The sequence below is a fragment of the Enterobacter sp. JJBC genome (genome assembly GCF_036936505.1).
GTDB lineage: Bacteria > Pseudomonadota > Gammaproteobacteria > Enterobacterales > Enterobacteriaceae > Enterobacter > Enterobacter hormaechei_C.
Genome location: NZ_CP136935.1, coordinates 1,003,816 through 1,015,983 on the forward strand (window position 1 = coordinate 1,003,816; position 12,168 = coordinate 1,015,983).

8 protein-coding genes, 3 tRNA genes and 3 rRNA genes are annotated in these 12,168 nt (G+C 52.1%); 8 read left to right on the forward strand and 6 right to left on the reverse strand.

The window, feature by feature from the left end; translation table 11 throughout:
* Positions 1 to 99: 99 nt before the first annotated feature.
* The 5 genes from tsaA to metN all read right to left on the reverse strand — a co-directional run bounded on the left by tsaA (position 100) and on the right by metN (position 3,848).
* Positions 100 to 807: a tRNA (N6-threonylcarbamoyladenosine(37)-N6)-methyltransferase TrmO gene (tsaA, locus tag RY075_RS04780; protein WP_032661668.1), complete on the reverse strand. Its 708-nt coding sequence runs from the start codon at positions 805 to 807 to the stop codon at positions 100 to 102.
* Positions 804 to 1,208, reverse strand: a complete 405-nt coding sequence (gene rcsF / locus RY075_RS04785; RefSeq protein ID WP_003856133.1) for an Rcs stress response system protein RcsF — start codon at positions 1,206 to 1,208, stop codon at positions 804 to 806. Before rcsF ends, tsaA begins: the two co-directional genes overlap by 4 nt.
* 106 nt (positions 1,209 to 1,314) lie before the next feature.
* Positions 1,315 to 2,130, reverse strand: coding sequence for a methionine ABC transporter substrate-binding lipoprotein MetQ (gene metQ / locus RY075_RS04790; protein WP_003856132.1), 816 nt, complete (start codon positions 2,128 to 2,130; stop codon positions 1,315 to 1,317).
* A gap of 40 nt (positions 2,131 to 2,170) precedes the next feature.
* Entirely contained in the window at positions 2,171 to 2,824 is a 654-nt protein-coding gene (locus RY075_RS04795; RefSeq protein ID WP_003856130.1) for a methionine ABC transporter permease MetI, read from the reverse strand.
* Positions 2,817 to 3,848 carry a methionine ABC transporter ATP-binding protein MetN gene (metN, locus tag RY075_RS04800; protein WP_003856124.1) on the reverse strand — a complete coding sequence of 344 codons (1,032 nt, stop codon included), beginning with the start codon at positions 3,846 to 3,848 and terminating at the stop codon, positions 2,817 to 2,819. The genes RY075_RS04795 and metN overlap by 8 nt, the downstream gene beginning before the upstream one ends.
* A gap of 188 nt (positions 3,849 to 4,036) precedes the next feature.
* On the opposite strand from metN, the gene gmhB reads away from it, so the two are divergent.
* The 8 genes from gmhB (at position 4,037) to dkgB (ending at position 11,202) form a co-directional block, all read left to right on the forward strand.
* Positions 4,037 to 4,603 carry a D-glycero-beta-D-manno-heptose 1,7-bisphosphate 7-phosphatase gene (gene gmhB, locus RY075_RS04805; RefSeq protein WP_003856122.1) on the forward strand — a complete coding sequence of 189 codons (567 nt, stop codon included), beginning with the start codon at positions 4,037 to 4,039 and terminating at the stop codon, positions 4,601 to 4,603.
* Between the two features lie 371 nt (positions 4,604 to 4,974).
* A 16S ribosomal RNA gene (locus RY075_RS04810) occupies positions 4,975 to 6,516 on the forward strand.
* Positions 6,517 to 6,586: 70 nt separating this feature from the next.
* Positions 6,587 to 6,663 (forward strand) — tRNA-Ile (locus tag RY075_RS04815).
* A gap of 105 nt (positions 6,664 to 6,768) precedes the next feature.
* A tRNA-Ala gene (locus RY075_RS04820) sits at positions 6,769 to 6,844 on the forward strand.
* A 170-nt stretch (positions 6,845 to 7,014) separates the two neighbouring features.
* Positions 7,015 to 9,920 (forward strand): 23S ribosomal RNA (locus tag RY075_RS04825).
* 70 nt (positions 9,921 to 9,990) lie between these two features.
* A 5S ribosomal RNA gene (rrf, locus tag RY075_RS04830) occupies positions 9,991 to 10,106 on the forward strand.
* Together the 16S, 23S and 5S rRNA genes with 3 tRNA genes alongside form the textbook arrangement of a ribosomal RNA operon.
* Positions 10,107 to 10,161: 55 nt before the next feature.
* Positions 10,162 to 10,238: transfer RNA gene (locus RY075_RS04835), tRNA-Asp, on the forward strand.
* A gap of 160 nt (positions 10,239 to 10,398) precedes the next feature.
* A complete protein-coding gene (gene dkgB, locus RY075_RS04840; protein WP_338628229.1) occupies positions 10,399 to 11,202 on the forward strand; it encodes a 2,5-didehydrogluconate reductase DkgB in 804 nt (267 codons plus the stop codon).
* 30 nt (positions 11,203 to 11,232) lie between these two features.
* On the opposite strand, the gene yafC is transcribed toward dkgB, so the two are convergent.
* On the reverse strand, positions 11,233 to 12,138 hold the full coding sequence (gene yafC / locus RY075_RS04845) for a DNA-binding transcriptional regulator YafC (protein WP_015571393.1): 906 nt from the start codon (positions 12,136 to 12,138) through the stop codon (positions 11,233 to 11,235).
* Positions 12,139 to 12,168: the final 30 nt, after the last annotated feature.

Sequence of the window (12,168 nt, forward strand, 5' to 3'; positions counted from 1 at the left end):
CATTTCGACGATTGGAACAGGCTGAAACACCAGCCTGACACAAAAAAAGTGGTTTAGTTTACCAGTGTGGCAAAGATGCCAAAAGAGAGGAGAACAAAATTACCTGGGTTCCAGGGCAAACACTTCAAAACCCGCCGCAGTCACGCGCCAGCGCACGTTAAAGTCCAGCAGCCAGACGGCGTACGTTTTCCCGGCTTCCTCTTCTTTGCGGTAGGCGGGACGGGGGTCCTGCGCCAGCACTTCAACGATAAAGTCACGCAGACGTGGATAACGCTTTTCCAGCTCGCTGATTTGCGTCGTTATTTCAGACGTGAAGTGAACCGGCATATCTGCCTGCGGTGCGTCCTGAGCATAGCTTGCCCGGGCATCCGGCAGCGCTTCGGCGAAGGGCAGGTAAGGCTTAATATCTATGACCGGTGTGCCATCAACCAGGTCAAGGCTACCTAACTCCAGGATCACCTGATCTTTCTGACAACGTATGCCTTTCAGCTCGACCAGCGACATTCCGATGGGGTTGGGACGAAAGGTTGAGCGGGTGGCAAAGACCCCCATTCTGGCATTTCCGCCCAGACGAGGAGGACGCACAGTGGGACGCCAGCCGCCTTCCATGGTCTGGTGAAACACAAAGACCACCCATAAATGGCTGAACGCCTCAAGCCCGCGCACTGCATCGGCCTGGTTATACGGCGCGACAAGATGAAGCTCGCCGCCGCCGTGAATGACCAGACCCGGCTGACGCGGCACGGCGAACTTTTCTTTATAAGGGGAGCGGATAACGCCTATCTGCTCGAACTGAAATGAACTCATTTCGCCGTAATGTTAAGCGCAGAACCGATACATACCGCCTGACGATAGCAACCTGGTGTGCCGCTGGTGACTTCACAGCTGTGCAGCAACACCGCGTTGGCTTTCATTTTCGACGCGTTGATTTGCATACGCTTGCGGGCTGTCGGAATATTGGGTGGAGAGTCCTGATTCGTTGCCTGGCAGGATTCGCCGCTCACTTCGCCCAGTTCACGGAATGGCTTACCGACCAGCTCGTCGGCTTTGGTAATAATACGTACCGGCGCAGCGCGAGGCGCTTTCGGTTTTGCTGGCTCCGCTTTTGGCGGGGTTGCAGTGCTTTGAACAGGTTCAACAGGAGATCTGCTTAGCATAGAACAGCCGCTCAGCATCAGTGCTAAAAGACAGATCGGTAAAGCACGCATAATAATTCCTCAGTGGATAATCAAAACGTCAGATATTGAAGCAGTTGACCGCACAAATGACAAGACGGGCAAATGCCCGTCTTGATGATATTACACTGCCGGGAGATTACCAGCCTTTAACCGCGCCGCCGTTAAACACCTTATTGGCTTCCTGGTACACTTCTTCAGACTGATATGCCTGTATGAATTTCTTCACATTCTCCGCGTCTTTGTTGTCTTCGCGAGTCACGATCAGGTTGACGTACGGGGAATCTTTATCTTCAACGAAGATGCCATCTTTCGCTGGGGTCAGGCCGATCTGGCTGGCGTAAGTGGTGTTGATCACGGCCAGGGCGATCTGCGCATCGTCCAGAGAACGTGGCAGCTGTGGTGCTTCCAGCTCAACAATTTTCAGATTTTTCGGGTTTTCGGTTACGTCCAGAACGGTCGGTAACAGGCCAACGCCTTCTTTCAGTTTAATCAGGCCCACTTTCTGTAGCAGAAGCAGGGAACGGCCAAGGTTGGTTGGGTCGTTAGGGACGGCAACCTGTGAACCCGGCTGGAGTTCATCCAGAGATTTAATTTTCTTGGAGTAGCCGGCAATCGGGTAAACGAAGGTGTTACCGACAGCAACCAGTTTGTAGCCGCGATCTTTGATCTGCTGATCCAGGTACGGTTTATGCTGGAAGGCGTTAGCGTCAATGTCGCCTTTGCTCAGCGCTTCGTTCGGCAGAACGTAATCGTTGAAGGTCACCAGTTCAACGTCCAGGCCATATTTCTCTTTAGCGATTTTCTGCGCGGCCTCAGCAACCTGCTGTTCTGCACCGACGATAACGCCTACTTTGATGTGGTTTGGATCTTTTTCGTCCTGACCGCAACCCACCAGTGCCAGCGAGCCAATCAGTGCGCCTACTGCTGCGAAGGTCTTAAATTTAAACGCCATGTTATATCCTTAACTCGTCGAGTTTGTGTTGTTTGTAACGTTATTTATGCGTAACAGCCCGGACGATACGATCGCCAGAGAATTGAATTAAGTAAACCAGCACAACCAGCAATACCAGAACGGTATTCATTACGGTAGCGTTATAGCCAATATAGCCGTACTGATATCCAATCTGGCCTAAACCGCCAGCACCTACGGCGCCGCCCATTGCGGAATAACCGACCAGGGTGATAAGCGTGATGGTTGCTGCGTTCACCAGCCCAGGCAGCGCCTCTGGCAGCAGTACTTTGCGAACGATCTGCATTGGTGTTGCACCCATCGCGCGGGAAGCTTCAATCAGGCCTGTTGGGATTTCCAGCAGGGCGTTTTCCACCATACGGGCGATAAACGGTGCCGCGCCTACTGTCAGCGGGACAATTGCCGCCTGCAAACCAATCGACGTCCCGACGATCACGCGAGTAAACGGAATCATCCACACCAGCAGAATAATGAACGGAATAGACCGGAAAATGTTCACCAGCGCAGAGAGCGTGCGATACAGCTTCGCGTTTTCAATAATTTGACCCGGGCGCGTGACGTACAGCAACACGCCGACCGGCAGCCCAATCACAAAACCAAAGAAGCCCGATACGAAGGTCATTGCCAGCGTTTCCCAAACGCCGCGAACCAGTAGCCACATCATCGGCTCAGACATAACCCAGTACCTCTACTTTTACGTGATGTTCTTGCAGCCAGGCAATTGCCGCCTGGGTTTCTTCCTGTGTGCCGTGCATTTCCGTCAGCATAATGCCGAACTTCACGCCACCGGCGTAATCCATCTGCGCGCTAATAATGTTGTTATTAACGTTAAAGCGACGCGCGGTTTCGGAAAGCAGCGGTGCGTCAACGGACTGACCCGTAAACTCCATGCGCAGCATTGGAACGCTGTCTGCAACGGCTTCTGTTTTCAGTCGTTCCAGATAATCTTCCGGAATATCAAGATGCAGTGTGGACTGAATGAACTGCTGAGCCAGCGGCGTTTTCGGGTGCGAGAAGACTTCGCTCACCGTGTCCTGCTCAATCAGCTCACCGTTGCTGATGACTGCTACACAGTCGCAGATACGTTTCACTACATCCATTTCATGCGTAATAAGGAGGATAGTCAGGCCCAGACGACGGTTAATGTCTTTTAACAGTTCCAGAATAGAGCGCGTGGTAGCCGGATCTAATGCGCTGGTGGCTTCATCGCACAGCAGCACTTTTGGGTTGCTTGCCAGCGCGCGAGCGATTGCTACTCGCTGTTTTTGCCCGCCGGACAAATTTGCCGGGTAGCTGTCATGTTTATCACCCAGACCAACCAGATCGAGCAGTTCGGTGACGCGACGCGTAATTTCTTCTTTTGGTGTGTTATCCAGCTCCAGGGGTAACGCAACGTTACCGAAAACGGTGCGTGAGGCCAGCAGGTTAAAGTGCTGGAAAATCATGCCAATCTGGCGACGCGCTTTGGTGAGTTCTTTTTCTGAGAGAGCGGTAAGCTCCTGGCCGCCAACTTCTACGCTGCCCTGGGTTGGGCGCTCAAGCAGGTTAACACAACGGATCAGCGTACTTTTACCTGCACCCGATGCGCCAATGACGCCATAAATCTGACCAGCAGGCACATGCAGGCTGACGTTGTTCAGCGCCTGAATGGTTCGGTTCCCCTGCTGGAACACTTTGGTGATATTGGAAAGTTTAATCATTAGATTATTTTTATCGTAAGTAAGTTAGCCGTGGCATTTTCTTCTGCCAGATACGGGGAATGACCGTAAACAAAATGGATGTTAAGGCATCCAGACGTCTAAATCAATCCACCTCTTTGCGATGAGCACTTTATTGCGCTGCGATTCATGAGATACTAGCTGAACAAGCCTTTTTCAGGAGCAAACCGGTGGCAAAATCTGTACCCGCAATTTTTCTCGATCGTGACGGCACTATTAATGTGGATCACGGTTACGTCCATGAGATTGATGAGTTCGAATTTATCGAGGGCGTAATAGATGCCATGCGCCAGTTGAAAGAGATGGGCTATGCGCTGGTGGTGGTAACTAACCAGTCCGGTATCGCCCGGGGTAAATTTACCGAAGCGCAGTTCGAGACGCTGACGGAATGGATGGACTGGTCTCTGGCCGATCGCGGCGTCGATCTTGATGGCATCTATTATTGTCCGCATCACCCGCAGGGAAGTGTAGAGGCGTATCGTCAGACCTGCGATTGCCGTAAGCCACACCCGGGCATGTTTATCTCTGCACAGGAATTCCTGCACATTGATATGGCCGCATCTTATATGGTGGGCGATAAACTGGAAGATATGCAGGCAGCAACGGCGGCAGGTGTAGGTACCAAAGTATTAGTGCGTACCGGTAAACCGGTCACCCCAGAAGCAGAAAATGCAGCCGACTGGGTGATAACTAGTCTGGCAGAACTGCCAAAAGAGATTAAAAAGCACCAAAAATAGGCGTTTTGGCGAAAAGGTGAGCGGTTGAAATAAAAATGCATTTTTCCGCTTGTCATTCCTCGGCGGCTCCCTATAATGCGCCTCCATCGACACGGCGGATGTGAATCACTTCACAAACAACCCGGTCGGTTGAAGAGAAAAAATCCTGAAAATCAGGGTTGACTCTGAAAGAGGAAAGCGTAATATACGCCACCTCGCGACAGAGCGCTGAAGCGCGTCGCAACTGCTCTTTAACAATTTATCAGACAATCTGTGTGGGCACTCAAAGTGACATGGATTCTTAACGTCCTCGGACGAAAAATGAATACCAAGTCTCAACGAGTGAACACGTAATTCATTACGAAGTTTAATTCATTGAGCATCAAACTTTTAAATTGAAGAGTTTGATCATGGCTCAGATTGAACGCTGGCGGCAGGCCTAACACATGCAAGTCGAACGGTAACAGGAAGCAGCTTGCTGCTTCGCTGACGAGTGGCGGACGGGTGAGTAATGTCTGGGAAACTGCCTGATGGAGGGGGATAACTACTGGAAACGGTAGCTAATACCGCATAACGTCGCAAGACCAAAGAGGGGGACCTTCGGGCCTCTTGCCATCGGATGTGCCCAGATGGGATTAGCTAGTAGGTGGGGTAACGGCTCACCTAGGCGACGATCCCTAGCTGGTCTGAGAGGATGACCAGCCACACTGGAACTGAGACACGGTCCAGACTCCTACGGGAGGCAGCAGTGGGGAATATTGCACAATGGGCGCAAGCCTGATGCAGCCATGCCGCGTGTATGAAGAAGGCCTTCGGGTTGTAAAGTACTTTCAGCGGGGAGGAAGGCGATAAGGTTAATAACCTTGTCGATTGACGTTACCCGCAGAAGAAGCACCGGCTAACTCCGTGCCAGCAGCCGCGGTAATACGGAGGGTGCAAGCGTTAATCGGAATTACTGGGCGTAAAGCGCACGCAGGCGGTCTGTCAAGTCGGATGTGAAATCCCCGGGCTCAACCTGGGAACTGCATTCGAAACTGGCAGGCTAGAGTCTTGTAGAGGGGGGTAGAATTCCAGGTGTAGCGGTGAAATGCGTAGAGATCTGGAGGAATACCGGTGGCGAAGGCGGCCCCCTGGACAAAGACTGACGCTCAGGTGCGAAAGCGTGGGGAGCAAACAGGATTAGATACCCTGGTAGTCCACGCCGTAAACGATGTCGACTTGGAGGTTGTGCCCTTGAGGCGTGGCTTCCGGAGCTAACGCGTTAAGTCGACCGCCTGGGGAGTACGGCCGCAAGGTTAAAACTCAAATGAATTGACGGGGGCCCGCACAAGCGGTGGAGCATGTGGTTTAATTCGATGCAACGCGAAGAACCTTACCTACTCTTGACATCCAGAGAACTTAGCAGAGATGCTTTGGTGCCTTCGGGAACTCTGAGACAGGTGCTGCATGGCTGTCGTCAGCTCGTGTTGTGAAATGTTGGGTTAAGTCCCGCAACGAGCGCAACCCTTATCCTTTGTTGCCAGCGGTTAGGCCGGGAACTCAAAGGAGACTGCCAGTGATAAACTGGAGGAAGGTGGGGATGACGTCAAGTCATCATGGCCCTTACGAGTAGGGCTACACACGTGCTACAATGGCGCATACAAAGAGAAGCGACCTCGCGAGAGCAAGCGGACCTCATAAAGTGCGTCGTAGTCCGGATTGGAGTCTGCAACTCGACTCCATGAAGTCGGAATCGCTAGTAATCGTGGATCAGAATGCCACGGTGAATACGTTCCCGGGCCTTGTACACACCGCCCGTCACACCATGGGAGTGGGTTGCAAAAGAAGTAGGTAGCTTAACCTTCGGGAGGGCGCTTACCACTTTGTGATTCATGACTGGGGTGAAGTCGTAACAAGGTAACCGTAGGGGAACCTGCGGTTGGATCACCTCCTTACCTTAAAGAACCTGCCTTTGCAGTGCTCACACAGATTGTCTGATGAAAAACAGCAGTAAAAAACCTCTACAGGCTTGTAGCTCAGGTGGTTAGAGCGCACCCCTGATAAGGGTGAGGTCGGTGGTTCAAGTCCACTCAGGCCTACCAAATTTTTGCTGATGCTGCGTTGCGGCGACACTCACATACCTGAGTATGCTTCGTGTCACCACGCCTTGCCTCAACAAAAATTACCGGTACAGAGGTGACTACGATGGGGCTATAGCTCAGCTGGGAGAGCGCCTGCCTTGCACGCAGGAGGTCTGCGGTTCGATCCCGCATAGCTCCACCATCTTTTACTGCGAACACAAGAAAACTTCAGAGTGAACCTGAAAAGGTGCACTGCGAAGTTTTGCTCTTTAAAAATCTGGATCAAGCTGAAAATTGAAACGACACACAGCTCATGTGTGTTCGAGTCTCTCAAATTTTCGCAATCAGAAGTGAAACATCTTCGGGTTGTGAGGTTAAGCGACTAAGCGTACACGGTGGATGCCCTGGCAGTCAGAGGCGATGAAGGACGTGCTAATCTGCGAAAAGCGCCGGCGAGGTGATATGAACCCTTGACCCGGCGATGTCCGAATGGGGAAACCCAGTGTGTTCCGACACACTATCGTTAACTGAATACATAGGTTAACGAGGCGAACCGGGGGAACTGAAACATCTAAGTACCCCGAGGAAAAGAAATCAACCGAGATTCCCCCAGTAGCGGCGAGCGAACGGGGAGCAGCCCGGAGTCTGAATCAGCTTGTGTGTTAGTGGAACGGTCTGGAAAGTCCGACGGTACAGGGTGATAGTCCCGTACACGAAAATGCACATGCTGTGAACTCGAAGAGTAGGGCGGGACACGTGGTATCCTGTCTGAATATGGGGGGACCATCCTCCAAGGCTAAATACTCCTGACTGACCGATAGTGAACCAGTACCGTGAGGGAAAGGCGAAAAGAACCCCGGCGAGGGGAGTGAAAAAGAACCTGAAACCGTGTACGTACAAGCAGTGGGAGCCTCTTTATGGGGTGACTGCGTACCTTTTGTATAATGGGTCAGCGACTTATATTCTGTAGCAAGGTTAACCGTATAGGGGAGCCGAAGGGAAACCGAGTCTTAACTGGGCGTTAAGTTGCAGGGTATAGACCCGAAACCCGGTGATCTAGCCATGGGCAGGTTGAAGGTTGGGTAACACTAACTGGAGGACCGAACCGACTAATGTTGAAAAATTAGCGGATGACCTGTGGCTGGGGGTGAAAGGCCAATCAAACCGGGAGATAGCTGGTTCTCCCCGAAAGCTATTTAGGTAGCGCCTCGTGAACTCATCTTCGGGGGTAGAGCACTGTTTCGGCTAGGGGGCCATCCCGGCTTACCAACCCGATGCAAACTACGAATACCGAAGAATGTTATCACGGGAGACACACGGCGGGTGCTAACGTCCGTCGTGAAGAGGGAAACAACCCAGACCGCCAGCTAAGGTCCCAAAGTCATGGTTAAGTGGGAAACGATGTGGGAAGGCACAGACAGCCAGGATGTTGGCTTAGAAGCAGCCATCATTTAAAGAAAGCGTAATAGCTCACTGGTCGAGTCGGCCTGCGCGGAAGATGTAACGGGGCTAAACCATGCACCGAAGCTGCGGCAGCGACGCTTATGCGTTGTTGGGTAGGGGAGCGTTCTGTAAGCCGTTGAAGGTGTGCTGTGAGGCATGCTGGAGGTATCAGAAGTGCGAATGCTGACATAAGTAACGATAAAGCGGGTGAAAAGCCCGCTCGCCGGAAGACCAAGGGTTCCTGTCCAACGTTAATCGGGGCAGGGTGAGTCGACCCCTAAGGCGAGGCCGAAAGGCGTAGTCGATGGGAAACAGGTTAATATTCCTGTACTTGGTGTTACTGCGAAGGGGGGACGGAGAAGGCTATGTCAGCCGGGCGACGGTTGTCCCGGTTTAAGCATGTAGGCGGAGGTTCCAGGTAAATCCGGTACCTTGTTAACGCTGAGGTGTGATGACGAGGCACTACGGTGCTGAAGTGATAAATGCCCTGCTTCCAGGAAAAGCCTCTAAGCATCAGGTAACACGAAATCGTACCCCAAACCGACACAGGTGGTCAGGTAGAGAATACCAAGGCGCTTGAGAGAACTCGGGTGAAGGAACTAGGCAAAATGGTGCCGTAACTTCGGGAGAAGGCACGCTGATATGTAGGTGAAGTCCCTGCGGACGGAGCTGAAATCAGTCGAAGATACCAGCTGGCTGCAACTGTTTATTAAAAACACAGCACTGTGCAAACACGAAAGTGGACGTATACGGTGTGACGCCTGCCCGGTGCCGGAAGGTTAATTGATGGGGTCAGCGGCAACGCGAAGCTCTTGATCGAAGCCCCGGTAAACGGCGGCCGTAACTATAACGGTCCTAAGGTAGCGAAATTCCTTGTCGGGTAAGTTCCGACCTGCACGAATGGCGTAATGATGGCCAGGCTGTCTCCACCCGAGACTCAGTGAAATTGAACTCGCTGTGAAGATGCAGTGTACCCGCGGCAAGACGGAAAGACCCCGTGAACCTTTACTATAGCTTGACACTGAACACTGGTCCTTGATGTGTAGGATAGGTGGGAGGCTTTGAAGCGTGGACGCCAGTCTGCGTGGAGCCATCCTTGAAATACCACCCTTTAATGGCTGGTGTTCTAACGTAGACCCGTGATCCGGGTTGCGGACAGTGTCTGGTGGGTAGTTTGACTGGGGCGGTCTCCTCCCAAAGAGTAACGGAGGAGCACGAAGGTTGGCTAATCCTGGTCGGACATCAGGAGGTTAGTGCAATGGCATAAGCCAGCTTGACTGCGAGCGTGACGGCGCGAGCAGGTGCGAAAGCAGGTCATAGTGATCCGGTGGTTCTGAATGGAAGGGCCATCGCTCAACGGATAAAAGGTACTCCGGGGATAACAGGCTGATACCGCCCAAGAGTTCATATCGACGGCGGTGTTTGGCACCTCGATGTCGGCTCATCACATCCTGGGGCTGAAGTAGGTCCCAAGGGTATGGCTGTTCGCCATTTAAAGTGGTACGCGAGCTGGGTTTAGAACGTCGTGAGACAGTTCGGTCCCTATCTGCCGTGGGCGCTGGAGAATTGAGGGGGGCTGCTCCTAGTACGAGAGGACCGGAGTGGACGCATCACTGGTGTTCGGGTTGTCATGCCAATGGCACTGCCCGGTAGCTAAATGCGGAAGAGATAAGTGCTGAAAGCATCTAAGCACGAAACTTGCCCCGAGATGAGTTCTCCCTGAGACTTTAAGTCTCCTGAAGGAACGTTGAAGACGACGACGTTGATAGGTCGGGTGTGTAAGCGCAGCGATGCGTTGAGCTAACCGATACTAATGAACCGTGAGGCTTAACCTTACAACGCCGAAGGTGTTTTGGCGAAGAGACAGACACGATTTTCAGCCTGATACAGATTAAACAGAATTTGCCTGGCGGCTTTAGCGCGGTGGTCCCACCTGACCCCATGCCGAACTCAGAAGTGAAACGCCGTAGCGCCGATGGTAGTGTGGGGTCTCCCCATGTGAGAGTAGGGAACTGCCAGGCATCAAATTAAGTAGTAAGCCGGTGCATGAATCCGGTGGTTACAGAAGTATTCGGTGGAGCGGTAGTTCAGTCGGTTAGAATACCTGCCTGTCACGCAGGGGGTCGCGGGTTCGAGTCCCGTCCGTTCCGCCACTTATTAAAAGCCCTGAGCGTTAGCTCAGGGCTTTTTTCTTATCTGTCGTTTGATTGTTGCGAAATTAGCAAAAATCCTCTGCTTTTTACGATCTTTTTCGTCATAACAACTACAGCGATAATCTTCCTCAGTTTACGAACATAACGATTGAGGAATCATATGACTATCCCTGCACTGGGTCTGGGCACTTTTCGCCTGAAAGACGATGTTGTTATTGCATCTGTTAAAACCGCACTCGAGTTGGGCTATCGTGCTATTGATACGGCGCAGATTTATGATAACGAAGCTGCCGTAGGCCAGGCCATCGAAGAGAGTGGCGTACCGCGCGACGAACTTTTCGTCAACACTAAAATCTGGATTGAGAATCTCAGCAAAGACAAGCTGATCCCAAGCCTGAAGGAAAGTCTGAAAAAGCTGCGTACTGACTATGTTGATCTGACGCTGATCCACTGGCCATCTCCTGATGATGCCGTCTCTGTGGAAGAGTTTATGCAGGCGCTGCTGGAAGCAAAAGAGCAAGGCTTAACGCGTGAAATTGGCATCTCTAACTTCACCATCCCGTTGATGGAAAGGGCCATCGCCGCAGTGGGTAAAGAGAATATTGCTACTAACCAGATTGAACTCTCTCCTTACCTGCAAAACCGCAAAGTCGTGGACTGGGCGAAACAGCATAGTATTCACATCACCTCGTACATGACGCTGGCATATGGTAAGGCGCTGAAAGATGAAGTGATTGCGCGCATCGCTGAGAAACACAATGCGACAGCCGCACAGGTGATCCTGGCATGGGCGATGGGTGAGGGCTATGCCGTGATCCCGTCTTCAACCAAACGTGAAAACCTGGCAAGTAACCTGTTAGCGCGGGATCTCCAGCTTGATGATGAAGATAAAAACGCGATCGCTGCACTGGAATGCAACGATCGTCTTGTCAGCCCGGAAGGGTTAGCACCAGACTGGGATTAATAAAAACCCTCCCTCTGTACCTTTAAACCCTCACACAGCTCCTCCGGGAGCTGTTTTTATATGTTCGCTAAGGAAGTCGATAAAAGCGCGTATGCGCGTACTTACCGCTCTGTCACTGTAATACACTGCGCTAAAAGGCATCTCTACAGGTAAGCGTTTGTCAGCCATCAGTTCTACAAGCTGACCCGCAGCTATTTCCTTATCAATCATATAGTCTGATAAACAGGCGATCCCATTTCCTTCAAGACAAAGCTGTTTCAGCGTTTCTCCGCTATTAGACGAAAGTCCGCAGGTGATCTCATGAAGTTGTCCGTCATGACAGGCTACGGGCCAGGTGTTCAGCGAGACAGGTTCCGTAAAGCCCAGGCACAGGTGCTGCTTCAGCTCCTCAACGGTCTCCGGTTTGCCATGCTCTGCAATATATTGCGGTGACGCGATAATTTTGCGATAGCTGGTGAACAGAGGGCGAGCGCGTAAGCTTGAATCCGTCAGGGTTCCGGCGCGGATCGCCACATCCACTTTACGCTCAATAAGATTGATAAACGTTTCCGAGGAGACCAGAGACAGGGTCATCTCCGGGTAGCGCTCACGAAAGGGCTTAATCAGCGGCATCAAAAAATGAAGCACGACCGGCGTAGCCGCATCGATGCGCAGCAATCCGCGCGGGGTGCTGCGCGATTCCATTATTTCCGTTTCTGCCGCCGCCATCTCCTGCAAAACGGACTGCACGCGTCGAAAATAACGTTCACCTTCTTCCGTCAGGCTGAGCTGCCGCGTTGTCCTATTAAGCAGACTCACTCCGAGCTTCATCTCCAGCTTTTTCACCGAGCGGCTAATGGCGGAGTTCGCCTGCCCGAGCTGTTCGGCCGCACGGCTGAAGCTGCCGCTTTCAACAACGGCAACAAAGATAGTCAGTTCTTCCGATGTGGCTTTCATTATTGCATCATCCGCAAAATTCTATTGAGA